Below are 25,059 nucleotides of genomic sequence, written 5' to 3'. Positions count from 1 at the left end.
ATCATGAAAAGGGTCAAATAATCCGGCATTGAAGGAATCAGGCTCATTCGACCACGCGGGGTACCAGGTAATAACCGTCGGCTACGGCCGGGGCACTTTCCTGATAGGTATCGCGTCGGTTGGGTTCAATGGCTTCATCGGCCCTGAGCGGCTGGGTCGCATCAAGGGGATGAGCCAGCGGCTTGACGCCATCGGTATCAATACCCGATAGGGCGTCTACCATATCGAGGATACGAGAGAGGTCGCCCACGTAACGTTCGGCATCGGTATTATCGATGCCCAGACGGGCCAGATGCGCGGCGCGAAGGACATCGGCATGTTCAATCGCCATGGAAACTCCTGAAGTGGTTCCGGCGGTTAGCAAGAATAATGCGAAAAAATGTATCTGCCAGTAAGAATGGCTGACTAAAAAAGGTATCATAACTCGTATCAGGAAGGCAGGCGTGCTTGCTTGCCGCATCAGGGTGGCGATGATACCGTTCGCATCTGCACAGGGTTTAGGTCTGGACTAGGTGAAAGACTTACATGTTTAAACGTTTACGCGGACTATTTTCCAGCGATCTTTCCATCGACCTGGGAACGGCTAATACACTGATTTACGTGCGCGGTCGCGGTATCGTGCTCGACGAGCCCTCGGTCGTGGCAATTCGCCAGTCCGGGAATATGCGCAGTGTGGCCGCTGTCGGGCTGGACGCCAAGCGAATGCTTGGGCGTACCCCCGGCAACATTACGGCAATCCGACCGATGAAGGATGGCGTTATTGCCGACTTCACCGTGACCGAACAAATGCTGCAGCACTTCATTCGGAAGGTCCATCAGAGCACCTTTCTGACACCCAGCCCACGCGTACTGGTCTGTGTGCCCTGCATGTCGACGCAGGTAGAGCGCCGCGCGATCAAGGAATCGGCCGAAGGTGCCGGTGCCCGGGAAGTCTTTTTGATCGAGGAGCCCATGGCGGCAGCGATCGGAGCGGGGCTGCCCGTCGAGGAGGCTCAGGGGTCGATGGTGGTCGATATCGGAGGTGGCACAACCGAGATAGCCATCATTTCCCTGTCCGGTGTGGTGTACTCCGAATCCGTGCGTGTGGGTGGTGACCGCTTTGACGAAGCGATTACCTCCTATGTGCGCCGCCATTATGGCAGCCTGATCGGTGAGGCAACTGCCGAGCGGATCAAGGAAGAGATCGGCAGTGCCTGGCCGGAAGGCGAGTTGCTTGAAATCGACGTTCGTGGCCGTAATCTGGCCGAGGGCGTACCGCGAAGCTTTACGCTCAATTCGCACGAAATTCTGGATGCCCTTCAGGAACCGCTGATGTCGATTGTTGCGGCCGTGAAGAGTGCACTGGAACAATCACCGCCGGAACTGGCCTCGGATATTGCGGACCGGGGGCTGGTCCTCACCGGTGGTGGTGCCCTGTTGCGTGATATCGACAAGCTGCTGGCGGAAGAAACCGGTCTGCCGGTCATCATTGCCGAAGACCCACTGACCTGTGTCGCTCGCGGTGGTGGCAAGGCACTGGAAATGATTGATCAGCATGCCTTTGAACTGCTGGCGTCCGACTGAGCCCGTCTTGTGACAGTGCCCCTGTGCTGTCACCGGCCTGCAGGAGCATGGACTTATCAAGCCGCTTTTTCTCGAAGGACCCGTGCCAGGGTACCGCATGATGTTGTGCGCGGTCCTGGCACTGGTACTGATGTTCGCCGATCATCGCTTTCAGTGGATGAGCCAGGTTCGCCAGCAGTCAGCGACGCTGGTAGCGCCTGTTCAATGGTTTGTCAGTCAGCCCTCCCGGGGCCTGACCTGGTTGTCGACCGTTCTCAGCAGCAAAAACGACCTGATTGATGACAATCAGGCGCTGCGCAATCAGTTACTGATTCTCTCCCAGCGCAATCAGCGCATGGCCAGCCTTGTAGAAGAAAACAGCCGGTTGCGTGACCTGCTCAATGCCACGCCACGTGGCCATATTTCCTGGGTTGCCTCCGAGCTCATGATGCTGGACAACGACCCCTTTGTGCAGCAGATGATCGTTGATCGAGGGCATGATGACGGCATCTACGAAGGGCAGCCCGTTGTGGATGCTTCCGGCCTGACCGGTCAGGTCATTGCCGTTTCCCGCTTTACAAGCCGTGTATTGCTGATTACCGATGCCAACAGTGCCGTACCGGTGCAGGATAATCGCACCGGGCTTCGGTTCATTATTCAGGGTAACGGGCAAAACGTGAGTCTGGAGCTGCTGCATGTGCCCAACAATGCAGATGTCAGGGAAGGGGACTTGCTGGTTACCTCCGGACTGGCAAGTCGTTTTCCTGAAGGGTATCCCGTAGCGCGAGTAACCCGGATACAACCTGACGACGGTGGCCCCTTTGCCACGGTGGAAGCCGCACCAGTAGCCCGACTGGAGCGAAGCCGGCATTTTTTGATGCTGTTTGCCCGCGAGGCCCTGAAGGATATCCCCGATGTCAGCGATGAGGCCATTACGGTATCGCGTCACCTTCAGGGGCTCGAGCCCCTGAAGGATCGTCAGGAGGTCAGTGATGCCCCTTAGGCTCTTTACCTGGGCGACCTTGCTGCTGGCACTGGGGCTGCAGGTCATGCCGATGCCGGATGCGTGGTTGATCTGGCGCCCCAACTGGCTCGGCATGATGCTGGCGTACTGGTGTATTGTGACGCCTTCGCGCGTAGGCGTCTTTTACGGCTTTATCTTCGGATTGTTTCTTGATCTGCTGGAAGGGGTCACATTCGGGCATAATGCCTTGTTGCTGTCGCTGATGGCCTATCTTGTTCTATTGCTCTACCAGCGCCTTCGCATTTATTCCCTGTGGCAGCAGGCGGGTCTGCTTATTGTCATATTCGGACTGATCCAGTTGCTGGATCAGTGGCTGCGACTGATGTTCGGCGCCTCGGTGCTGCACATCGAATTTGTATATTCAGCCATCGTGGTCGGTGTGCTCTGGCCCTGGTGGTTTACCCTGATAAATGTCATTCGACGCCAACTGACACTGGTATAAGGACGCGGTGTGACAACCTCTACCCGACTATGGCTGGCATCGGCGTCGCCGCGCCGGCGTGAACTGCTTGCCTCCATCGGCATCATGGCGGAAGGCCAGGGTGTTGATATTGATGAAACACCTCGGCCTGACGAGGCGCCTTTGGCGCTGGTTGCTCGGCTGGCCGAGGAAAAGGCCCGCGCTGGGCATGCCGGCCATCCCGAGCGTGTCGTGCTCGGATCGGATACCGTGGTAGTGGTGGATAACACCATTCTGGGCAAGCCCGCTGATCGTGATGATTTCATTGCCACCATGCAGCGGCTTTCGGGCCGGCGGCATCAGGTGATGACCGGTGTCTGCGTCATCGGCCCGGCCGGGGTGCTGACCGATACCGTGGTGACCGAGGTACAGTTTCGTACCCTGACCCCTGATGAGCCTGCTGCCTACTGGGAAACCGGCGAGCCGCAGGACAAGGCGGGAGGGTACGCTGTTCAGGGGTTGGGCGCGGTGTTCGTGACCCGGCTGGAGGGCAGCTATTCAGCAGTGGTAGGTCTGCCGCTGGCGGAAAGTGCTGCTCTGCTGGCTCGGCAGGGAATTAACGCGTGGCAGGCAGCGGCAACGGATGCCGATCGCTGACCCGTGGCTGGTTCGCCGGGAAGGCCGGTCCAACGAACAGGAGATGGCTGCATGAGTGGCGAGGTGCTGATCAATCTGACCCCGATGGAGACCCGGGTGGCTGTAGTCGAAAACGGCGTCCTTCAGGAAGCCTTTGTCGAGCGCAGCCGTCGCCTCGGAATTGTCGGCAATATCTACAAGGGCAAGGTGGTGCGTGTGCTGCCGGGCATGCAGGCCGCCTTTATTGATATCGGGCTTGAGCGGGCCGCCTTCATTCATGCCCATGAAGTCATGCCGGCCAATACGCCCGCCAGTGAACAGCTATCCATCAATCAACTGCTTCAGGAAGGGCGGTCTCTGGTGGTCCAGGTCACCAAGGATCCGATCGGCACCAAGGGCGCACGACTGACCACGCATCTGTCGGTGCCATCGCGTTATCTGGTGTATATGCCGGACTCGGCACACATTGGCGTGTCTCAGCGTATCGAGGATGCCGAAGAGCGGGAGCGGCTCAGGGCCATTGTCGAGCAGGAGCAGGCGCAGACAAGCCATGAGGGCAGCCATCCCCCCGGGTTCATCATTCGTACTGCCGCTGAAGGCGCCTCCAGCGACGAGCTTTGCAACGATATCCGGTTCCTTCACCGGCTCTGGAACAAGATTGATGCACGGCGTGCGCGCCCGGCGTCGCCTGCCGTCAGTCTGATCTATGGTGACCTGCCGCTTTTCATGCGCATTTTACGTGATGTGATGCGTGATGATATCGAGCGGGTACGTATCGATTCGCGGGAAAATCATGCCCGGTTGATGGAGTTTGCCCGGGAGTTCATGCCCGACATGCTCGACAAGGTCGAATATTATCCGGGCGAGCGCCCCATCTTCGATCTGTTCTCTGTCGAAGATGAGCTTCAGCGAGCGCTTGAGCGCAAGGTTCAACTGAAATCCGGTGGCTATCTGGTGGTGGATCAGACCGAAGCCATGACCACCATTGATATCAATACCGGTGCCTTTGTCGGTCATCGCAATCTTGAAGAAACCATTTTCAAGACCAACCTTGAAGCAGCCACCGCCATTGCTCGCCAACTTCGGTTGCGCAACCTCGGTGGCATTATCATCATCGATTTCATCGACATGGAAGACGCCGAGCATCGCCGCCAGGTCATGCGCGTGCTTGAACGGGCGATGGAGCGTGACCGTGCCAAGACCAAGCTGACCGGCGTAACCGAGCTTGGACTGGTTCAGCTGACGCGCAAGCGTACCCGGGAAAGCCTCGAGCAGGTGCTGTGCGAGTCCTGCCCCGTGTGCCATAACCGAGGCACTCTGAAAACGGCGGAAACGGTATGCTATGAAATCTTCCGTGAAATCCTGCGGGAAGAGCGGGCCTACGGGCCGGATACCTATATGGTGCTGGCAGCACAGAATGTAGTGGACCGTTTACTGGATGAGGAATCGACGGCCGTTGCTGACCTTGAGTCCTTTATAGGCAAGCCGATACGGTTTCAGGTGGAGCACCATTACACCCAGGAGCAGTACGACATCGTACTGATGTAAAGGGATGAGACTTGTGCGTGCATTGCTTCGCCTGGCAGTCATGACCGGGGCAGCACTTCTGGTGGTGGTGGCCATCGCATTGAGCGCCCTGCGCATGGGGGTGCTGTCATTGCCGTCCGTGCAACCGATGGTCCTCAACATGATGGGAATTCCTGATGACGCCGGATTGGCGGCCAGCGATGTGTCGCTGCGTTTTGTCGGGTTTGATCCGCGCCTGAAGTTTGATCACCTCCGCCTTGATATGCCTGAAAGAAAGGGCACCGCCGGCAGCGCGCCACGGCCGATGCTCAGTATCGACAGCTTTTCGGCCCGCATTGACGGGCTGGCATCGTTGCGTGCCGGCGCCCTTGTCATGAGCCGGCTCGATATCAGCCGTCCGGTCGTGCATTTCTACCAGAATGGCCAGGGTCAGTGGCCCTGGGATCAGTCTTCTTCCTCTTCTTCACGCCAGGGCATGACGCTTGAACGGCTCGATGCCTGGGCGGCGCTGTTGTCTCGCCAGCGATTTCATATCTCTGATGCCGAGGCTGTACTTCACGGCCAGCAAGACACCCTGCGCATTAGCCTGCCCCGGGTAGCGCTGTTTGATAATGGCGATGACTATCAACTGGAAGCCTGGGGGCATGTAGGTCAGGGGCATGCTCGCGGGTTGCAGATAGTTGCCGTACTGCCCCAGACCGGTTCATCCCTTGATGCGCGCCTGCAGCTGGATGTGGCTGCACATCAGGCGCTTTCCCTCTGGAGCGTAGTCGCGCCGCCCGGGGCTGTGACACCTGCGGCTGACGAGGGGCAGGCGACGGTACATGCCAGGTGGCAACAGGGTCAGTTGACCGATGTATCGGGCCGGCTTTCGGTACCCGAACTGGATCTGGCGTCTGGGGATGTGCATGTCATCAAGGGGATTGGTGCCCGCTTTTGGCTTGAGCGACGTGAGGATGGCTGGGTCGGGCTGGTGAATAACCTGTCGGCTCTGGCGCCGGGACAGAATGCGTCGGTGCTTCCCGAGCGATTGAGCCTGACCGCCTCGTCCACACTGGATGCCTTCACGCTGCATGTTCCCGCGCTGGCTCTGGGCCCACTTCAGGCGTGGTGGCCGGCCTTGCCGTTGCCCACCATGGTGACGAAGGCGTTGACTGCCATGTCGCCTCGTGGAGAGGTGACAGGTGCAGCTCTGGGCTGGAAGGATGGCTGGACGCTTCAGCTGGCCGGCAAGGGTATTGAAACATCGCCCTGGGAGCATGCCCCTGCCGGTGGGCCGCTGGATATCTGGGTCGACGGTACCTCGCGTGAAGGCGTGATCAAGGCAACGGGGCGCGATGCCGTTCTGAAAATGCCCCGCGTGCTGGCAACCCCCTGGGATCTGGACAGCGTTACCGGCGGCTTTTACTGGACGCATGATGCGTCAGGCTGGGTATTTGGAAGCTCTACGCTGGACGCCACGCGCCGCGGTGCCAGCGCTACCGGTAGCCTTCGCATCGCTCTGCCGGTCGACGGGGACGAGACGATGGCCGTGCGGCTATCAATGAAGAATGTCAATGCCAAAAGGCCGAAGGAGTGGTTGCCGCTCAACGCATTAAGCCCTGAAATCAGTACCTGGCTTGGTACCAATATTATCTCGGGCCATATTCCCGACGGCTCGCTGGCCCTGAATCTGGTGTTCAATGGCCCAGGCCCTGACAAGGATCGGGTGCGGCTGGACATGGACGTTAAGGAGGGGGCCATGCGCTATGTCGACGGCTGGCCGGCGCTGACCGATATCGATGGTCATGTTTCCCTGCGGGACGACACGTTCGACGCACGTATTGATCATGCCAGCCAGAATGGCATGGTGACCCATGAGGGGCGGGTCAGCTATCAAAACGACGTGCTGGAGGCCTCGGCGCCGGTCAGTGGCAATGCTTCCCGTGCGCTGGCCTTCCTTCAACAGGCCCCGCTGGATGCCTCACTGTCCCAGAGCCTGGCGCAATGGCGTGTCAGTGGGCCACTGACAGGCATGGTCAATGTTCGCGTGCCCATGACCGAGAAGGGCCAGGCCGATATTCGTGCCAGTGGTCGAATCGACAAGGGGCGCGCTCTGTTTTTGCCGGCCGATATCACCACGACCGACATCGCCGGTACGTTCGATTATCGCCATCATGGGAATACGGATGACCTGACTGGCGACTTTACCGGTCGCGTCTTCGAGGACGTTGTCAGAACGCGCGTCGATCTGGCCAGAAATCTGGTGACCTTTGATGGTCGGGCACATGCTCAGGGAGTCACAGGCTGGCTGGGTATCGATGGGTTGACCAACAGCATTCATGGGGCATTTGACTATCATGCGGCACTGCATCTGAAGGATTCCGGGCCGGTGCTGACCCTTGAGTCGCCCATGAAGGGGTTGGCCGTCAATCTGCCGGAGCCTTTCGCCAAGCTCGTGGATCGCTCGGCACCGTTATCACTTGAAATGAACTTTGGGCAGGGAACCGGTGAGCTGACCTTTGAAGATCGGGTGCGTGCCCGGTGGCGCCACAGTGATGCGCAGGGTCAGATCTGGCTTCAGCGCTGGCCGAACACTCCGGACTGGCCTGACAGCGATCACTGGTACGTGCATTGGGATACCGACCGGCTGGCGCCGCGGGAATGGATTGATCCGCTGGCGGAGCTTTCCCTGACACCCCGTGCAGCCGCTTCTGCCCAGGCGGGAGAAGACGCCTTTGGCAGCAGTGTGCGGCCGATCAATCAGTTGCTGGCGCGTGTGGGACTCAATGCGGGCTGTCTGGATATTGCCGGCCACTGTCAGGGGCCGCTGACATTGTATGCGGAACCCCATGACGGTCAGTGGCAGGTTCGCTTGCGTTCCGCGCTGGCCTCTGGCCTTCTGCGATGGGCCCCTCAGGCCCTTCCCACGCCCATCGATGTTCATCTTGATCGGCTGGATCTGTCCCGTCTGATACGAATCAACGATACCTCCATGACGGAAACGGCCACGCGGCCCGCCGATGTGGTATATCCGCTGCTGGCAGCCGGTGAACGGGTGCAGATGCCCTTTGACGTTAACCCTTTTCCGTCCGGAATGGGCAGCCTGCCGCCGGGCCAGATCTCCATCGATCGCATCAATTATGAAGGTCACCAGCTTGGGCCGCTGAACAGCACCTGGCAGTCGAGTGCGCGTTCTCTGCAGTTGTCACCCCTGACGCTTTCGGTGCCGGGCAGCCGGTTCAAGGGGGAGCTGATCTGGGAAAAGGCTGGTGAGCGTAGCCTCACGCGGCTCAATGGTCATCTCAAGAGTGGTGATCTGGCCGATACCGTGGCACTTGTTACGCCCAAGCCGAGTGTTCACACCCAGTCGGCCGACTCGGCGCTGCGTCTGGCCTGGCCTGGTGCCCCGTGGCAGGTGGCGCTCGAGCGCATCAATGGTCATCTTGATTTCTCGACCGGCAGTGGTCGGCTGCTGTTTGTGGATTCGAATCTGGCGAAGCTGGTCGGCGCTGTCAATCTGGATAATCTGGTACGGCGACTGATGTTCAATTTTTCCGATCTGACTCAGGAAGGGGTGGCCTTCAAGAGTATCAAGGGGGCCGCAAGTCTTTATGAAGGGCGCCTTGTCACGGATGGCCCGGTCAGGATCGACGGTACCTCAACCCCGTTTGCCATTGACGGGCAGGTGGACTTCATTCAGCAGATGCTGGATGCCCGATTAAGCGTGACGGTGCCTGTTTCCCAGAACCTGCCACTGGCGGCACTGGCTGTAGGCGCGCCGCAGGTCGGTGGCGTGTTATGGTTGTTCCACGAAATTTTCGAGGGGTGGCTTAATGACGTCTCTCAAATTCACTACCGTGTGAAGGGCCCCTGGGGCGCTCCGCACCTGCGGCTGGAAAATGCTCAATGAACCACGATACGTTTTCACAGGCTACCGCACTGTTGCTTGACCCGTACGGCCTGTCACTGGAGGCGCTGGATACCGGGCTTTCCCATGCCATGGGGCCCGGGGTCGATTTTGCCGATGTTTATCTGCAGCGAAGCTGGCGTGAGTCCTGGTCTCTGGAGGATGGGGAGGTCAAGGAAGCCGGATTCAATATCGACGGCGGGATGGGCATTCGTGCCCAGGCCGGTGAGAAGACCGGGTTTGCCTATTCAGATCAAATCAGTACCGATGCCTTCATGGATACGGGGCGAACGGCCAGCAGCATTGTTCGTCAGGGGCAGAGCCTGGGGGTGAAGGCAGAAGCCCGGACGATGGCTCCTGCCCGCTACGCCGGTGGGAATCCGCTCGACGGGATGGCTCCCGAGGTCAAGGTGGCGTTGCTGCGTGAGGCAGACCGCATTGCCCGAAGTCTCGACAGCGCTGTTCGACAGGTCAGTGTGTCCCTGTCGGCGGTATATGATGTGGTGATGATTCGTGCCAGTGATGGCACGCTGGCGGCCGATCTGCGCCCGCTGGTTCGCTTCAACGTTTCAGTGATCGCTACCCGTGATGGCCGCCGCGAGCGCGGCAGCGCCGGCGGTGGTGGCCGGTACGGGCTTGACCGGTTCGTGCAGAACAACGTGGCCGAACGTTACGCACGTGAGGCGGTTCGTCAGGCGCTGGTCAATCTTGATGCCCGTGATGCACCTGCCGGGCAGTTACCAGTGGTGCTGGGCAGTGGCTGGCCTGGCGTGCTGTTGCACGAGGCGGTAGGGCACGGACTGGAAGGTGATTTCAACCGCAAGGGCAGTTCTGCCTTTGCCGGTCGGATGGGAGAGCAGGTGGCTGCCCGTGGCGTTACCATCGTCGACGATGCCACGCTGAGTGATTTGCGTGGCTCACTCTCGGTGGACGATGAAGGCACGCCGGGTGCATGTACCCCGTTGATTGAAGATGGCATTCTCACCGGCTACATGCAGGACAAGCTCAATGCTCGCCTGATGGGCCATGCTCCAACCGGTAATGGGCGGCGTGAATCCTACGCGCACCTGCCGATGCCGCGCATGACCAATACCTATATGCTTGACGGCCAGCATGATCCCGAAGAGATCATCAAAAGCGTCAGGCATGGTCTTTATGCCGTCAGTTTCGGCGGTGGTCAGGTTGATATCACGTCGGGCAAGTTCGTTTTTTCTGCCAGCGAAGCCTACATGATCGAGGATGGCAAGGTGAGTTATCCCGTCAAGGGGGCGACGCTTATCGGTAACGGGCCGGAAAGCATGAGCCGCATCTCGATGATTGGCAACGACATGGCGCTGGATACCGGTGTAGGTGTCTGCGGGAAGGAAGGGCAGTCACTGCCGGTTGGTGTGGGCCAGCCCACGTTGAAGCTCGATGAGATCACCGTGGGCGGCACCCAGGCCGGTTAGGCTCGGGACAATCAGTTCAGTTCGGCATCGCGCAGCAGGCGAAACAGTTTACGGGCACTGGCCGTTGATCGGCCGGCTTCCTTCTCGCGCTGCGCGTTGCGGGTCAGCTGTCGCAACTGCTGCACATCAATGTTCGGGTGCTGCTCGATAAAGACAGTAATGGCCGGTGCGCCTTCTGCTATCAGCCGGTCCCGCCATTCTTCCAGCCGGTGAAAGCCCCGGTCACGTGCCAGCCGCTGGCGGTCGAATTCAGCGAAACAGGCTTCGATGGCAGGCAGGTCCTCGTTGCGCATGACCTTGCCGATGTACTGCATGTGGCGCCGTCGTGCTTCGCGCGACGAGATGCGGTCCATTTCTTCAATGGCGGCCAGCATGTCATCGGACAGGGGAACCAGCCGCTGCTGGTCCCGGGGCAGGTCAAGAATACGCTGACCCAGAGCCTGCATGGCCTCCATGGCATGCTTGCGTTGGGTCTTGCTTTGATATTCGTCGTGATCGGGAGAAAATTTGCTCGACATGATGCATCCAGTCAATCAGGGTGCCGCCAGTATAACAGGCGATATGCACCAGGTATCAGGAGTTCGTTCATGAGTCAGGCATTCGATATCGCCGCGCAGCAGGACGCAATTACCCGCCAGGCGGAGCTTGCCCTGGCGCACGCCAGACAGTGTGGCGCCACGGCCTGCGAACTGAGTGCCGCCATCAGCCAGGGCACGGATATCAATGTGCGCATGGGGCAGGTGGATACGCTGGAACTGGCACGTGATCAGGGATTTGGCATTACCGTCTATGTCGGGCAGCGCAAGGGGAATGCCTCTACCAGCGATGCCAGCGAGCGCTCGATTAGAGAAACGGTTGAGAAGGCGGTGGATATTGCTCGCTTTACCGGCGAGGACTCCATGGCCGGGCTGGCAGACCCTGATCTGATGGCCACCTCCCTGCCGAATCTGGACGTACACCACCCCTGGGCATTGAGCGTGGAGGAAGCCATCGACATGGCGACACGTTGCGAGCAGGCCGGGCTTGATGTCGAAGGCATCTCCAACTCGGAAGGGGCCAGCCTCGCCACCGGCGAGGGTGTCAGCCTGTATGCCAACAGTCACGGGTTTCTCGGGGTGCAGCGAGGGAGTCGGCACAGCCTGTCCTGCGTGCTGATTGCACGTGACGACAATGGCATGCAGCGTGACTACGATTTCAGCTCCAGTCGGCACCCGTTTCTGTTGCGCGCTCCGGAAGATATTGGCCATCGGGCAGCGGAACGGGTGCTGAGCCGGCTTGGTGCCAAACGCGCGCCGTCCGGTACTTTCCCGGTTGTGTTTGCTCCCGAGGTTGCCAGCGGTCTGGTCGGGCATTTTTTGAACAGTATTGCCGGAGGGGCACTCTATCGCGAGGCGTCCTTTTTGTGTGATGCACTCGGCGATCGCCTGTTTCCGGACTGGTTCAGCCTTGGAGAGCGACCGCAGTTACCGGGTGAATCGTCAAGCGCTGCCTTTGATGGCGATGGTGTGTTTACACGGGATAATGATTTCATCAGGGATGGCCACCTGGCAAGCTACATGCTGTCTGCCTACAGTGCACGCCGACTGAATTTGGTCACGACTGGCAATGCCGGCGGCGCTCGCAATGTACGCATCGATGCGCCGCTGACTGAATATTCATCACTGATCAGTGGCATCGATAAAGGCGTAATCGTGACTGAACTGATGGGGCAGGGCATCAATACGGTGACCGGTGATTACTCTCGGGGGGCATCCGGGTTTCTGGTCGAGAACGGGCAGATTACAGGCCCGATCGAGGAGTTCACCATTGCAGGTAACCTGCGTGGCATGTTCAGTGCGCTGACGGCTCTTGGAGATGATGTCGATACCCGTGGCAGCATTCATACCGGCAGTTGGCTGATCGATGGAATGACCGTCGCAGGCTGAAGGGTGAGATACGTGCCTCCCACTGCAAGAGGGCCTGCATTCGCAGGCCCTCTTGCAGTGGGAGGCACGACTATAGATAGATGACGCTTGCAAGCCCAAGGAAGGAAAGAAAGCCGACAACATCGGTGACCGTGGTCAGAATCACACTGCCAGACAACGCCGGGTCAATCGACAAGCGCTTGAGCAGCACCGGCAGGAGAGTGCCGGTCAGGGAAGCCACGACCAGGTTGATCACGATGGCCAGTGCAATAACACCTCCCAGCATCCAGTCATCAAACCAGACAATGGCCAGCGCGGCCACCACCGCTGCCCACAGCACGCCGTTGAGCATACCGGCGATCATCTCGCGTCCCAGCAGCCAGCGTACATTGTTGGTCTTTACATGACCCAGTGCGATACCGCGGATGAGGACTGTCAGTGTCTGAGACCCGGCGATGCCACCCATGCTGGCCACGATCGGCATCAAAACAGCCAGTGCTGTAATCTTCTGGATGGTGCCCTCGAACATGCCGATGACCGAGGAGGCAAGAAAGGCCGTCAGCAGATTGATGCCGAGCCATATGGCCCGCCGGCGCGTGGTGCGCAGGGCCGGCGCGAAGGTATCGTCTTCCTCGTCAAGGCCGGCCATGCTCATGACGGTGTGTTCGGCGCTGTCTCGGATGACATCGACCACGTCGTCGATGGTAATTCGACCGACCAGCTGGCCACGTTCATTCAGTACCGGAGCTGAAATCAGGTCATGGCGCTCGAAGAGCTGGGCGACGTCATTTTGTGAGGCCAGGGCATCCAGTCGAATGAAGTCCGTATCCATGATTTCACGCACGGACATGGATGGGTCGCATACCAGCAGCTTGTTGATGGACAGGCGTCCGATCAGTTCGTCACGACGGGTTACGACCCACAGCACATCGGTAGACTGGGGGAGTTCTTCGTGGCGACGAATGTAGCGCAGTACCACGTCAAGCGTGATGTTGGGACGTATGGTGATGGTATCGGTATCCATCAACCCGCCCGCCGTGTCCTCCGGATAGGACAGGACGGTCTCTACCCGTTCACGCTCCTGGGCCTCCATCGAATCCAGCACCTGCTGGATGGACGACGTGGGCAGGCGCTGCAGTAGATCGGCAAGGTCATCAGTGTCCAGGTTTTCCGTCGCCGTCAGCAGCTCGGCGGCGTCCATCCTATCGAGAAACTCGTCTTGGACTTCCTCGCTAAGATACAGCAGTACCTCGCCCTGGGTTTCCGGGCCCACCTGTGTCCAGAGCTCCTCGCGCTCACGTGGCGGGCTGGATTCCAGCGCATGTGCAACTTCGGCCGGAACCATGGTGTTGTTCAGCAGGCGCCATATCTGGTCCGTCGCCTGACGGTCAATGGCACGGTGCAGCCTGTCCATGTGGTCTTCAGTATCGACCGGGTCATTGCTCATGACAGATCCTTGTCATTCATGGACGAGATGTTCAGGCATCTTCGTCAAAGCGGGCATCAAACAGGGCCACAATCGCGTCGAGCGCCGCCTGTTCATCATCGCCGTCCACTTCAATGGTCAGCGGGGTACCACAGGGGGCGGCCAGCATCAGGAGAGCCATCACGTTATTGGCCGTGGCGCTGTGCTGGCCACGGTACACGATAATGGAACTCTGATAGGGCTGGCAGCACTGAACAAGGCGGGTTGCTGCGCGGGCGTGCAGGCCACGCTTGTTCGTCAGCGTCAGTTCACGGCGAAGCATTCGGAGTCTCGTTCAAAACTTTCTGGACGCTTAACTCCCGATGGCGGAGCCTGAGGGAGGGATACTGACCGGCAAACTGACTGGCCAGACGCTCTGCCAGGTAGACTGAGCGGTGCTGGCCGCCTGTGCAGCCAATGGCAACGGTAAAATAACTTCGATTGCTTGCCGTATAGGAGGGAAGCCAGCGTTCCAGCCATTTGACGATGTCGTTATACATGTCGGTAACATCGTCATAGTCTTCGAGAAACGCAGCAACCTCCTGTTCCTGACCGGTATGGCTGCGCAGGGCGGGTATCCAGTAGGGATTAGGCAGGCAGCGCACGTCAAATACCGTATCGGCATCCAGTGGTACCCCGTGCTTGAATCCGAAGGACTCGATGGTCAGCGTCATCTGGCGGCTGGTGTGGTCTGCTACCTGCGTGGCAATCTGGCTACGCAGTTCGTGCACTGACTGACTGGTCGTGTCGATAATCAGGTCGGCGGCGTTGCGAATGGCAGCCAGATAGGTCTGTTCGGATTCGATGGCCTCGGCCAGTGTCATCTGGCTGCCGCGGGTCAGCGGGTGTCGACGGCGGGTGGCAGCATAGCGCTCCAGCAGGGCCTTTGTGTCCGTGGTCAGGTAAACCACCTGGCTGTCTACTCGTTTGGACAGATCCGCTAGAAGCGCGGGGAAGCGCTCCAGCGCTTCCGGAAGGTTGCGTGCATCAATGCTGACGGCAATGCGTCGCTGTCCAACGCTGCCTGCATCCAGCTCATCGATCAACGGTGCCAGCAGGGTGGCCGGCAGGTTGTCGATGGCATAAAAGCCCAGGTCCTCGAGCGCTTGCAGGGCAATGGACTTTCCTGAGCCGGAACGTCCACTGATAATGACCAGCTGCATGATGAGTACCCTATTGGTGTTGTTGCTGTATGAGATCGGTCAGGGTGTCATGGAGTTCGCGTTGACTGGTTGCATGGCGAAGACGACTGCGGTTTTCGCTGTCGTTGAGCAGCTCGGCAATCTGGCCCAGAAGCGTCAGGTGCGTATCCTCGGCTTCTTCAGGCACGAGCAGCACAAACACCAGGTCCACGGGCTCGTTGTCGATGGCATCAAAGTCGATGGGGTCTGCCAGCCGGATAAAACTGGCCAGTGGCGACTTGCAGTGCGGGTTGCGGGCATGGGGTATGGCTACCCCGTTGCCCACACCGGTACTGCCCAGCCGCTCGCGACCGATCAGGCGTGAAAAGACCTCCTGATCATCCAGACTGGGAATATTCTGAGCGATAAAGGTGCTGAAAAATTCCAGCACCCTTTTTTTGCTTCCGCCCTGAACATCAAACAGCGTGCGTTCGGGCGGAAGGAGTTGATCAAGCTTCATAGTACCAGGATCTCAACGAGCGCCCTGGGCGCGTGCCTGTGCCTTTTCCTTGTGCTTGACCAGCTGGCGGTCCAGCTTGTCGGCCAGCGCATCAATGGCGGCATACATGTCTTCGTGGGAAGCGTCGCCGTGCAGGTCGGCGCCGCTGGCGTGCAGGGTGCAGGCAGCAAGCTTGCGTTCCTTTTCGACGGAAAGGGTCACCTGGACATTGGTGATGTTGTCGTAATGGCGTTCCAGTCGAGAAAGTTTCTGGTTGATGTATTCTCTGAGTGCGTCTGTCAGTTCGACGTGATGACCAGTGATATTGACCTGCATGGCGTACTCCTTTTCCCACGGATGAATACTGGATTGTAACCTTTTTTACTGTCAGGCAAAGCCTTGTCTTTCCGGCGTCATTCAGGCCATTTTCCGACGTTCGCTGGAAGATGGTATACCCAGCGCTTCACGGTACTTGGCGACAGTGCGACGTGCCACCTTGATGCCCTGGTCATCGAGCAATTCAACCAGCCGGGCATCGGACAGGGGGCGCCTTGTGGGCTCTTCACTGACGTATTTGCGAATCCTGGCGCGAATGGCGGCGCCGGAGTGGGCGTCTCCTTCCCCACTTCCCCCTACCTGACTTGAAAAGAATAGCTTGAGTTCGACCACTCCGCGGGGAGTATGGATGAATTTTTGTGTCGTCACCCGCGAGATGGTGGATTCGTGCATGTCGACAGCGCCTGCAATGTCGGACAGGGTCAGCGGTTTCAGGCCTTCTTCCCCCATGTCGATATACCGATGCTGGCGGGCCATGATCTCGCGACCCACGCGAAGAAGGGTGTCATTGCGACTGGCGATGCTCTTGATGAACCAGCGCGCTTCTTGGAGGTGCTGCTTGAAAAAGGTATTGTCATCACTTTTATCGGCACGACGTACCAGGCTGCTATAGTCCGGATTCAGCCGAAGACGCGGCAGCGCATCTTCATTGAGCTCGACCTGCCAGCCATGGCGTGTGCTGTGGCGTAGAATCAGGTCAGGAATAACGTACTGGTGGCTGGTACTGTCGAACTGACGGCCGGGATGTGGATCCAGTGCCTTGATCAGGCATGTGATTCGTTCAAGACTCTCATCATCGATGCCCAGCCGGCGTTTCAGAAGCTTTGTATCACCGTTGCCCAGGGCTTCAAGGAACTGGCGAATCAACCGGCGTGCCTGAGCCAGCAGGGGAGTGTCCTGAGGAAGTTGATCAAGCTGAAGCAACAGGCACTCGCGCAGGTCTCTGGCAAACAGACCGGCCGGTTCACACTGTTGGAGCATGATGGCAGTACGTTCCACGTCGGCAACGCTCAGGGACTCGAACCCCTGGGCGCGCAGGCCCTCCGTGATGTCCTCGAGAGGCTGGGCAATCAGGCCATTGGGGTCCAGTGCATCAATCAATCGTTCGGCAATGGCGCGTTGCTGGTCATCCAGGTCCAGCATCATGACCTGCCATTCAACATGCTGCTGAAGGGTATCCTCCGAGGTGTTGCGCTCGATATCGGACTCGCCGGCAGGCGCGACGCTGCTGCTCAGACTGCCAAGGGAAGCATCCTGAAAACTGTCTTCCCAGCTGCTGTCCTGAGACAGTTCGTCGGGAATGCTTTCCTGCCAGTCATCATCATTGTCGGCTGGGCTGGCGCACTCATCGAACAGGTCTTCCTGCTCAAGCATGGGGTTGCTGTCCAGTGCCTGCTGTATTTCCTGACGCAAGTCCAGCGTCGAGAGTTGCAGCAGGTGAATGGCCTGCTGCAGTTGCGGCGTCATGGTGAGGTGAGCGCCGACCCTGAGCTGCAAGGATGGTTTCATCGTCATACGATCCCGGTCGTCACAAGTCCGTGATTACGCTATCGAGACCTGGCGGGACGTGCAAGTCAAAAAACACTATTTGAAGCAATTTTCATGCCAGGGTATGAGATCCTTGGCCTGACTGACATCACAATCTGAATTCATGCCCAAGGTAGACGTCGCGGACATGCTGGTTGGCCAGGATGGATGGCGTATCGCCTTCTGCGATGATCTGACCGCTGCCCACGATGTAGGCGTTGTCACAGATATCCAGCGTTTCGCGTACGTTATGATCGGTGATCAGCACCCCAATGCCGCGCGCCTTCAGCTGGCGAATGATGCTTTTGATGTCACCGACCGAGATCGGGTCCACGCCGGCAAAGGGTTCATCCAGCAGGATGAAATCCGGCTCGGTGGCCAGCGCGCGGGCAATTTCGACGCGTCGACGTTCTCCGCCCGATAGTGCCATGCCCTGGTTATCCCTGATGTGCGTGACATTGAATTCCTGCAGTAGTTCTTCAAGCCTTGCACGCCGGCCTGCCTTGTCAAGATCGCGTCGGGTTTCGAGAATGGCCATGATATTGTCGGCAACGCTCAGCTTGCGAAAGATGGAGGCTTCCTGCGGGAGGTAACCAATGCCTTCGCGGGCCCGTTGGTGCATGGGCAGGCGGGACAGGTCACGGTCATCAATGATGATCGTGCCGGCATCTGCCTGCACCAGCCCTACAATCATGTAAAACGAGGTGGTCTTGCCGGCACCGTTTGGACCAAGCAGGCCGACAATCTCGCCCTGACGAATCGTGAGGCTGATGTCATGGACGACACGACGGCCCTTGAAGCTTTTGGCCAGGTGGGCCACTGACAGTGTTTTCATGGCGAATTACTGGCTCTGACTGTTTTGCGGGTTCAGTGTCATTTCCACGCGCTGGTCGCTGCTGTCCGAACTGCTTGGCTTGCCGCCTCGCGCATTGACCTGACGGCGATCGAGGAAGTACTCGACGTAGGCGCCATTGAAGGTGTCCGGACTCTGGATCAGTTTGGCATTGCCTATCAATTCCACGCGACGGGTGTCGGCGTGATAAATGACCTTGTCACCCCATCCCTGCACCTTGCTGTCCTGCGGATTGGGTTTCTGTTCCAGGTAGGCGCGCTCACCCTGACCGATGGCGGTAACCCGGGAGACATTGCCATTGTTGCCACGCTGTATGTCAACGCGGTTGGCCTTGAGCAGCATGGTACCCTGCGTCATGTCGACGTTGCCGGTATACACCGCCGTGCCGGCCTTGTCGTCAAGGTTCAGCTTGTCGGCACTGATGTGGATGGGCTTGCTGGCGTCAGAGGGGAGAGCCAGCGCCTGGTGAGCCAGTAGCGCCAGGGTCAGGCCACCGGCCAGCCGAAGGGGAGTGCGCAATATCATGAATAGTCCTTGTCAGTAATGCTGTTACCGGGAGGGCGGGTAATTGCCCTTGACGTCGCCTTCCAGTACGGCCCTGTCCTGATCAATCCAGGCGTCAAACCGGTTCGATGTCGTGGTCTGGTTTTCCTGGGTAAACGTTGAGGTTACATCGCTCCAGGCGTGCTGGTCCTGCTGTGTGTAGTGCAGGGTGTCGGTGGAAAGCGTCCAGTCATTGTCAGGCTGTCGCAGGCGTGCATGACCGGAGAGGGTGATGTGCTCACCGTTGCCTTCCACCTGGCCGGTATCACCGCGGCCGTGCCAGACGTCGCCACCGGAGGCTGTCCAGGTCAGTTCCGGCGTTTCTGCATGCGTCATGTCATCATTCGGCGTGTGAGTTATCCGTGGCGAGGCCAGGGTCTGGTAGATTTCCCCCTGATCATTATAGCGAGTATAGGTAGCCCCTTCTGCATAGTAGTCGGGGGCTTCCTGCTGGCTGCCGAGCGAGGTGTCGGTGTCGTTTGCCCGGTCGCGCTGTTCGATCCAGGCCATGACGCCGCCGGCAATCAGCAGGATCAGGATAAACCAGAGCCGTGGGGAGATCCGTGAGAGCAGGGAGCGCATGATTATTCCCCCATGTACTGGCTGGAGGTCGTGCCGGGTGGTATTGAGGCGGCGTCCTCCACGTGATAATGGGTCAGTACCTCGTTCCAGCGTCCCTGGGCGTTGATGATGAATTCGCAGAGCTCCCTGACAGCTCCCTGGCCACCGCTTCGGGTGGTTACCATATCCGCTGCCTGCTGGATGTAGTCCGGTGCATTGGGCACGCTTGCGCCCAGGCCTGCACGATGGATGGCTTCCAGGTCCGGCAGGTCATCACCGCAGTACCCTGTCTCTGTAATGTCGATGCCCAATTGGCGAGTCAACTCCTGCAGGGCAGCCCACTTGTCGTCCCGGCCCATGATCAGATGATCGATGCCCAGCTCGTTGCAGCGCCGCTCAACCATGGGCGAGCGACGGCCGGTAATGATGGCCACCTGAATACCGAGTCGCTGCAGGGCCTTGATCCCCACGCCGTCATGAACGTGAAACGCCTTGATTTCCTGGTGATCACTTGTATAGAGGAGCCTGCCGTCGCTGAGTACACCATCCACATCCAGTGCCAGAAGACGAAGCCTGGCCGCCTTGCTGCAGGCGGGTGTATCGAGCCAATGTGACATATCAATTCCGTATACCGTGCCGTGCCCGATGGGCACAGCGTGAAATAAGCGTGCGGCGTCCTTCCTTCTAGACAACACCATGGGTCAGGAGGTCGTGCATATGCAATACGCCCACGGGACGATGAGCCTCATCCACGACGGCCAACGCGGTGATGCGGCAGGTTTCCATCAGATTGAGTGCCCGCGCGGCCAGCAAATCAGGCGAGGTCGTGTGTCCTCCCCGGGTCATGACATCGTCGATGCTCAGGGCACGAAGGTTGTCATGATGATCAATGGTGCGTCGCAGATCGCCGTCAGTATAGACCCCGCACAATGTGCCATGTTCATCCACGACACAGGTAAATCCCAGCCCCTTTCTGGAAATCTCTTCCAGCGCATCACTCAGGCTGGCACCCAGCGTGACGCTTGGAAGCCGTTCTCCCTGATGCATGACGTCGCTGACCTTGAGCAGCAGCCGCTTGCCCAGGCTGCCACCCGGGTGGGAGAGGGCGAAATCCTCGACACTGAATCCCCGAGCCTCCAGCAGTGCAATGGCCAACGCATCTCCCATCGCCAGTGCGGCAGTGGTTGATGAGGTGGGCGCCAGATTGAGCGGACACGCTTCCTTTTCGATGCTGATGGTCAGGTGGATATCTGCGTGGCGGGCCAGCGAGGAATCGTTTCTGCCTGTCATGGCGATCATGGTCAGGCCCCGTCGCTTCAGTACCGGCAGCAACGCCGTTACTTCGGCCGTTTCGCCTGAATTGGATAGTGCCAGTAGCAGATCGCTGGCGGTCAGCATTCCCAGATCGCCATGGCTGGCTTCACCCGGGTGCATGAAAAAGGCCGGCGTGCCGGTACTGGCAAGTGTGGCTGCAATCTTGTGCGCGACATGACCTGACTTGCCCATGCCGGTGACGACGATTCGGCCCTTGCACTCAAGCATCAGCGCACAGGCTGAAGCAAAGTGATGATCCAGGGTGTCGATGAGTCCGTTGATGGCGTCCCGTTCAGTAGCCAGCGTGCGCCGGCCACTGTCTATAAAGGGTAAAGCATCGGTATCTGACATGAAAAATCCAGCGGCATGGTACGAGAAGTGGCCTCATCAGGCCGAGTAAACCAGGGCACTTATTAAACGGGTGCGGCCCCCGTTGTGCAACCATTGCACGTTTTTAGCATATGAGGTCAACAGTGTGCGCGTGGCTGGTGCACTGTCAGGCTGTCAGTCCGACCCGCTTTCGGCCTTCTTGCATCGCCGCGCAATCCCGGTTTAATCAGGTATCGTTGATGTATCATGTTGCCGAGCCCGTCTGGTACTGATGCCGTATGTGCCTGCGGGATGGAGGTGACTGCTTTCTCTTCCCGGGTTGCTACTATCCTTTGTCTTTTACGCGGTGCAGGCCTTGATGATGTCTTCAGGCTGGCAGCCATCGCAGGCTATTGGATGTTGCAACGGATGCACTCTCGGTGAAGAGGTGAAGACCGTGACAGGGGGCAGCGTATTTCATCGTTGTGCCAGGGCGTGTACGGGAACCGGCCGGTATGACTTGGGGAGTATGAAAATGAGATTTGTTGAACCACTTTATCAGCAGGCTCGAAGCATGTGGCTTGGTTTCATTGATATGCTTCCCCTGCTGGTGGTCGCGCTGGTTGCCCTTTTGATTACCTGGTGCGTGTCAGCCATTCTGACTGTTGTTATCCGAGGGTCCTTGAAGAATGCCAGAATTCGTCGCTCACTACGTGACCTGTTTATCAGCCTGAGCAAGGTGACGGTATGGATAATAGGGTCGCTGGTGGCGGTAACCATAATCTTTCCAAGCCTTACACCGGGCAAGATGCTGACTGCTCTCGGGCTGGGGTCGGTTGCAGTGGGGCTCGCCTTCAAGGATATCTTTGAAAACTTTTTTGCCGGTGTTCTTATCATGCTGCGCAAGCCGATGCGCATTAATGACTTCGTGGAATGCGAAGGCGTTAGCGGACGTGTTGAGCAGATTACGGTGCGGGAAACCTATCTTCGTAAAACCGATGGTCAGCTGGTGCTGCTCCCCAACAGCTTTCTTTTCAAGAATCCTGTCTATGTCGTGACGGATCTGGCCGTTCGCCGTTTCGATCTGGTAGTGGGTGTGGCCTACAGTGAAGATGTCGACAGGGCGCGTCAGGTAATTACCAGCGCCCTTGAAAAGGTCGAGGACATCGATCAGCAGCGCGGTATCGAAGTTTATGCACGTGAGTTCAATTCATCATCGCTTGATTTTACCGTGCGGTGGTGGGCGGAGTCGGAGCCGATTCATATGCATAAAAGCAGAGACAGGGTCGTGACGGCTATCAAGTATGCGCTGGACGAGGCGGGCGTCGAGATTCCGTTCCCGTACCGAACGCTTACGTTCAAGGACCCACTGTCACTGACCAGTCAGCGGGATGACACGCCCTGGAGATGATGACCGTAGACACCTTTTTCATCAGGTGCTGACATGCTTTCAAAGGTGATAAGCGGTGGGCAGACAAGGGCCGATCGAGCGGCGCTCGATGCGGGTCTTGATGCAGGGTTCCCGATCGGAGGGAGTTGCCCGGTAGGGCGAGTGGCAGAGGACGGGCCGCTTGCCGACATATACCCCCTGACTGAGATAGGCGGAGGCTACCGACAGCGCACGAAGCACAATGTCATCGATGCAGATGGAACTGTTGTTTTCTATGCCTCGTACGTACGTGGTGGCACGGAAGCAACGGTTTTATTCTGCATTCGTCAGGGCAGGCCATACAAGCTGATCGATATACATTTGATCATGCCTGATCAGGCTGCAGCGCTGTTGATCGATTTCATCAATGACTTCAATGTGGAAGTATTGAATGTGGCTGGTCCGGGTGCAGGTAACTGTCCGGAAATGTATACCCATGTGAAGCAGACAATGAGCCTTTTCATTCGTCAGGCCATCGGATGATGATGGCGCGCATATCCGCAATGACCGCGAGCGTCCCAGCCGATGCCTACCTGCCTGGACCAGGGCAGGCATAAGCTACCGTAATGCTCGGTGTGTCGTAGGGGCTGGCCCTGTAGTGCAGGGTTAGGATACGATGTTCGATAATTATCCTTTGTAATAGTGGGAGTCCATGAACGACTCGAATCTGGTAGAGGTGGCTGACCTGAGCTTTTCGCGAAGCGGTCGCCAAATCTTTTCCGGGGTCAATTTGTCGATCCCGCGTGGGAAGATCACCGCCATCATGGGCCCAAGCGGTACGGGCAAGACTACGCTGCTGAAGCTGATGGGCGGACAGCTGACGCCGGACGCAGGCACGGTACATATTGCCGAGCGCAATGTGCACCGATTGTCTCGCCCGGAGCTTTTTCGCATGCGCCGACGCATGGGAATGCTGTTTCAAAGCGGCGCGCTTTTCTCTGATCTGTCCGTCTTTGAAAACGTGGCCTTTCCCCTGCGTGTGCATACCGATCTTCCTGAATCCATGATCCGCGACCTGACCCTGATCAAGCTGCAGGCAGTAGGGTTGCGGGGTGCCAATCATCTGATGCCGTCGGAGCTTTCCGGCGGGATGACGCGACGGGTTGCACTGGCGCGTGCCATCGCGCTGGATCCGGATTTGATCATGTATGACGAGCCGTTTGTCGGCCAGGATCCAATTTCCATGGGAGTGCTGGTCAAGCTGATTCGTCAGTTGAATCAGGCGTTCGACATGACAGCGGTGGTGGTTTCTCATGACATCAAGGAAACACTGACCATTGCGGACTATGTGTACGTTATTTCCGATGGTCGTGTGATGGCCAAGGGCACACCAGACGAGCTTGCCACCGAGCAAGACCCGCGAGTCAGCCAGTTTGTTCATGGTGAACCTGACGGGCCGGTGCCGTTTCATTATCCGACCCACACCAGCTTTCGCAATGACATGCTCAAGGGCAGTGATACCGGTAAAAGGGGCAGGTCATGATGCATCAATTATCACGACTTGGCGGAGTGACGCTTAAAACGCTGGAATCGCTGGGTCGTTCGGTTATTTTCCTGGTGATGGGGTTACGTCTTCCCGTGCGTGGCGGGTTGAAGCTGCTGTTGGCGCAGATCCATTTCATCGGCGTGCTGTCCCTCCCGATTGTGGTTGTGTCCGGTACCTTTATCGGCATGGTGCTGGCACTGCAGGGGTATGTGGTGCTGGTCGGGTTCAGTGCCGAGGAGGCACTGGGGCAGATGGTGGCAATGTCGCTTCTGCGTGAACTGGCCCCTGTCGTGACAGCGCTGTTGTTTGCCGGGCGTGCCGGATCGGCGCTCACGGCCGAGATTGGCCTGATGAAGGCGACCGAGCAGTTGACCAGCATGGAAATGATTGGTGTGGATCCGCTGAAACGCGTTATTGCTCCCAGGCTCTGGGCCGGGTTCATATCGCTGCCGGTATTGACGGTGTTTTTCAGTGTGGTAGGCATCCTTGGCGGCTACCTGGTGGGCGTGGACTGGCTGGGTGTGTATTCCGGTTCGTTCTGGAGCACCATGCAAAGCAGTGTCATGTTCACGGACGATATTCTCAACGGCATGTTGAAAAGTGTGGTGTTTGCTCTGGTGGTTACCTGGATTGCGGTCTTTCAGGGCTATGATCTCGAGCCGACGTCCGAAGGCATATCGCGGGCCACAACGCGCACCGTGGTCTATGGTTCTCTTGCAGTGCTGGGTCTGGACTTTATCCTTACTGCCTTGATGTTTGGAGATATTTAATGAAGCGCAGTAAATGGCTTGAATGTGGTGTGGGTGTGTTTGTCGTGGCAGGCTTTCTGGGGCTGGTATTTCTGGGGCTGCAGGTCAGCGGGCTGTCCCTGTCGCGGGCCAATGATACCTACACCCTGTATGCAAACTTCAGCAATATCGGCGGTTTGAAGGAGCGCTCTCGCGTGACCATGGCGGGCGTTACGGTAGGCCATGTCACCGATATCTCGCTTGACCCCAAGTGGTATGACGCCCGCGTGACTCTGGCGGTGGATGATGATCTGAAGGACAAGCTGTCCGAGGATACAACGGCGGCCATTCTGACTTCCGGGCTTCTTGGCGAGCAGTACATCGGTCTGACAATGGGCGGTTCGCCGGACATGCTGCAGGATGGTGGAACGATCAAGGATACCCAGCAGGCGCTGGTGCTGGAAGAACTTATCCAGCAACTGGTGTCGAACTTCAGCAAGAGTTGACGTGTAAAACGT

26 protein-coding genes are annotated in these 25,059 nt (G+C 58.3%); 13 read left to right on the top strand and 13 right to left on the bottom strand.

Going from position 1 to position 25,059, the window contains the following annotated elements; genetic code table 11:
* Positions 1 to 43: 43 nt before the first annotated feature.
* Positions 44 to 331 (bottom strand): Asp-tRNA(Asn)/Glu-tRNA(Gln) amidotransferase subunit GatC, encoded by a 288-nt coding sequence (gatC, locus tag NAT21_RS09510; protein ID WP_250937713.1) that lies wholly within the window; start codon positions 329 to 331, stop codon positions 44 to 46.
* A gap of 194 nt (positions 332 to 525) precedes the next feature.
* Here gatC and NAT21_RS09505 point away from each other — a divergent pair, with 194 nt between their 5' ends.
* The 7 genes from NAT21_RS09505 to tldD are packed head-to-tail and all read left to right on the top strand — an operon-like array spanning position 526 to position 10,466.
* Positions 526 to 1,563 carry a rod shape-determining protein gene (locus NAT21_RS09505; protein WP_250937712.1) on the top strand — a complete coding sequence of 346 codons (1,038 nt, stop codon included), beginning with the start codon at positions 526 to 528 and terminating at the stop codon, positions 1,561 to 1,563.
* Positions 1,564 to 1,600: 37 nt separating this feature from the next.
* Positions 1,601 to 2,545 carry a rod shape-determining protein MreC gene (mreC, locus tag NAT21_RS09500; RefSeq protein ID WP_284732759.1) on the top strand — a complete coding sequence of 315 codons (945 nt, stop codon included), beginning with the start codon at positions 1,601 to 1,603 and terminating at the stop codon, positions 2,543 to 2,545.
* Positions 2,535 to 3,008, top strand: a complete 474-nt coding sequence (mreD, locus tag NAT21_RS09495; protein WP_250937710.1) for a rod shape-determining protein MreD — start codon at positions 2,535 to 2,537, stop codon at positions 3,006 to 3,008. The genes mreC and mreD overlap by 11 nt, the downstream gene beginning before the upstream one ends.
* A gap of 9 nt (positions 3,009 to 3,017) precedes the next feature.
* On the top strand, positions 3,018 to 3,623 hold the full coding sequence (locus NAT21_RS09490) for a Maf family protein (protein WP_250937709.1): 606 nt from the start codon (positions 3,018 to 3,020) through the stop codon (positions 3,621 to 3,623).
* Between the two features lie 51 nt (positions 3,624 to 3,674).
* Entirely contained in the window at positions 3,675 to 5,150 is a 1,476-nt protein-coding gene (gene rng, locus NAT21_RS09485) for a ribonuclease G (protein WP_250937708.1), read from the top strand.
* A 13-nt stretch (positions 5,151 to 5,163) separates the two neighbouring features.
* Positions 5,164 to 9,021, top strand: a complete 3,858-nt coding sequence (locus tag NAT21_RS09480; RefSeq protein WP_250937707.1) for a YhdP family phospholipid transporter — start codon at positions 5,164 to 5,166, stop codon at positions 9,019 to 9,021.
* Complete coding sequence (gene tldD / locus NAT21_RS09475; RefSeq protein WP_250937706.1) at positions 9,018 to 10,466, top strand: metalloprotease TldD; 1,449 nt, start codon at positions 9,018 to 9,020, stop codon at positions 10,464 to 10,466. The genes NAT21_RS09480 and tldD overlap by 4 nt, the downstream gene beginning before the upstream one ends.
* Before the next feature lie 11 nt (positions 10,467 to 10,477).
* Here the strand turns inward: tldD and yjgA are convergent, their stop codons facing one another.
* A complete protein-coding gene (gene yjgA, locus NAT21_RS09470; protein WP_250937704.1) occupies positions 10,478 to 10,984 on the bottom strand; it encodes a ribosome biogenesis factor YjgA in 507 nt (168 codons plus the stop codon).
* A 69-nt stretch (positions 10,985 to 11,053) separates the two neighbouring features.
* Here yjgA and pmbA point away from each other — a divergent pair, with 69 nt between their 5' ends.
* A complete protein-coding gene (gene pmbA / locus NAT21_RS09465) occupies positions 11,054 to 12,391 on the top strand; it encodes a metalloprotease PmbA (protein ID WP_250937703.1) in 1,338 nt (445 codons plus the stop codon).
* Positions 12,392 to 12,461: 70 nt separating this feature from the next.
* Here pmbA and mgtE read toward each other — a convergent pair whose 3' ends face one another.
* The 11 genes from mgtE to NAT21_RS09410 form a co-directional block, all read right to left on the bottom strand.
* Positions 12,462 to 13,817 (bottom strand): magnesium transporter, encoded by a 1,356-nt coding sequence (gene mgtE / locus NAT21_RS09460; RefSeq protein WP_250937702.1) that lies wholly within the window; start codon positions 13,815 to 13,817, stop codon positions 12,462 to 12,464.
* Between the two features lie 31 nt (positions 13,818 to 13,848).
* Complete coding sequence (locus NAT21_RS09455) at positions 13,849 to 14,118, bottom strand: HPr family phosphocarrier protein (RefSeq protein ID WP_250937699.1); 270 nt, start codon at positions 14,116 to 14,118, stop codon at positions 13,849 to 13,851.
* Complete coding sequence (rapZ, locus tag NAT21_RS09450; protein ID WP_250937698.1) at positions 14,105 to 14,998, bottom strand: RNase adapter RapZ; 894 nt, start codon at positions 14,996 to 14,998, stop codon at positions 14,105 to 14,107. Before rapZ ends, NAT21_RS09455 begins: the two co-directional genes overlap by 14 nt.
* A gap of 10 nt (positions 14,999 to 15,008) precedes the next feature.
* Positions 15,009 to 15,476, bottom strand: coding sequence for a PTS IIA-like nitrogen regulatory protein PtsN (gene ptsN / locus NAT21_RS09445; protein ID WP_250937697.1), 468 nt, complete (start codon positions 15,474 to 15,476; stop codon positions 15,009 to 15,011).
* 12 nt (positions 15,477 to 15,488) lie between these two features.
* The gene (hpf, locus tag NAT21_RS09440; protein WP_250937696.1) at positions 15,489 to 15,791 is read right to left on the bottom strand and encodes a ribosome hibernation-promoting factor, HPF/YfiA family; all 303 of its coding nucleotides are present in this window, start codon (positions 15,789 to 15,791) and stop codon (positions 15,489 to 15,491) included.
* An 81-nt stretch (positions 15,792 to 15,872) separates the two neighbouring features.
* Complete coding sequence (locus tag NAT21_RS09435) at positions 15,873 to 17,306, bottom strand: RNA polymerase factor sigma-54 (RefSeq protein WP_250937683.1); 1,434 nt, start codon at positions 17,304 to 17,306, stop codon at positions 15,873 to 15,875.
* 121 nt (positions 17,307 to 17,427) lie between these two features.
* Positions 17,428 to 18,153, bottom strand: coding sequence for an LPS export ABC transporter ATP-binding protein (gene lptB / locus NAT21_RS09430; RefSeq protein ID WP_250937681.1), 726 nt, complete (start codon positions 18,151 to 18,153; stop codon positions 17,428 to 17,430).
* A gap of 6 nt (positions 18,154 to 18,159) precedes the next feature.
* Positions 18,160 to 18,696: a lipopolysaccharide transport periplasmic protein LptA gene (lptA, locus tag NAT21_RS09425; RefSeq protein ID WP_250937675.1), complete on the bottom strand. Its 537-nt coding sequence runs from the start codon at positions 18,694 to 18,696 to the stop codon at positions 18,160 to 18,162.
* Between the two features lie 24 nt (positions 18,697 to 18,720).
* Positions 18,721 to 19,296 (bottom strand): LPS export ABC transporter periplasmic protein LptC, encoded by a 576-nt coding sequence (gene lptC, locus NAT21_RS09420; protein WP_250937672.1) that lies wholly within the window; start codon positions 19,294 to 19,296, stop codon positions 18,721 to 18,723.
* A 2-nt stretch (positions 19,297 to 19,298) separates the two neighbouring features.
* Positions 19,299 to 19,892: a KdsC family phosphatase gene (locus NAT21_RS09415; RefSeq protein ID WP_250937671.1), complete on the bottom strand. Its 594-nt coding sequence runs from the start codon at positions 19,890 to 19,892 to the stop codon at positions 19,299 to 19,301.
* Positions 19,893 to 19,959: 67 nt separating this feature from the next.
* Positions 19,960 to 20,940 carry a KpsF/GutQ family sugar-phosphate isomerase gene (locus NAT21_RS09410; RefSeq protein WP_250937670.1) on the bottom strand — a complete coding sequence of 327 codons (981 nt, stop codon included), beginning with the start codon at positions 20,938 to 20,940 and terminating at the stop codon, positions 19,960 to 19,962.
* A gap of 493 nt (positions 20,941 to 21,433) precedes the next feature.
* On the opposite strand from NAT21_RS09410, the gene NAT21_RS09405 reads away from it, so the two are divergent.
* The 5 genes from NAT21_RS09405 to mlaD all read left to right on the top strand — a co-directional run bounded on the left by NAT21_RS09405 (position 21,434) and on the right by mlaD (position 25,047).
* Positions 21,434 to 22,309 carry a mechanosensitive ion channel family protein gene (locus tag NAT21_RS09405; RefSeq protein WP_250937669.1) on the top strand — a complete coding sequence of 292 codons (876 nt, stop codon included), beginning with the start codon at positions 21,434 to 21,436 and terminating at the stop codon, positions 22,307 to 22,309.
* A gap of 33 nt (positions 22,310 to 22,342) precedes the next feature.
* A complete protein-coding gene (locus NAT21_RS09400; RefSeq protein ID WP_250937668.1) occupies positions 22,343 to 22,810 on the top strand; it encodes a putative molybdenum carrier protein in 468 nt (155 codons plus the stop codon).
* A 169-nt stretch (positions 22,811 to 22,979) separates the two neighbouring features.
* Positions 22,980 to 23,810, top strand: a complete 831-nt coding sequence (locus NAT21_RS09395; RefSeq protein WP_250937667.1) for an ABC transporter ATP-binding protein — start codon at positions 22,980 to 22,982, stop codon at positions 23,808 to 23,810.
* On the top strand, positions 23,807 to 24,583 hold the full coding sequence (gene mlaE / locus NAT21_RS09390) for a lipid asymmetry maintenance ABC transporter permease subunit MlaE (RefSeq protein WP_250937665.1): 777 nt from the start codon (positions 23,807 to 23,809) through the stop codon (positions 24,581 to 24,583). Before NAT21_RS09395 ends, mlaE begins: the two co-directional genes overlap by 4 nt.
* Positions 24,583 to 25,047, top strand: coding sequence for an outer membrane lipid asymmetry maintenance protein MlaD (mlaD, locus tag NAT21_RS09385; RefSeq protein ID WP_250937663.1), 465 nt, complete (start codon positions 24,583 to 24,585; stop codon positions 25,045 to 25,047). The genes mlaE and mlaD overlap by 1 nt, the downstream gene beginning before the upstream one ends.
* Positions 25,048 to 25,059: the final 12 nt, after the last annotated feature.

Origin of the sequence: Larsenimonas rhizosphaerae, from assembly GCF_023700005.1 — a bacterium.
GTDB classification, from domain to species: Bacteria; Pseudomonadota; Gammaproteobacteria; order Pseudomonadales; family Halomonadaceae; genus Larsenimonas; species Larsenimonas rhizosphaerae.
The sequence above is the reverse complement of the archived record's forward strand: the minus strand, read 5'-3'. Positions and strand labels throughout refer to the sequence as shown.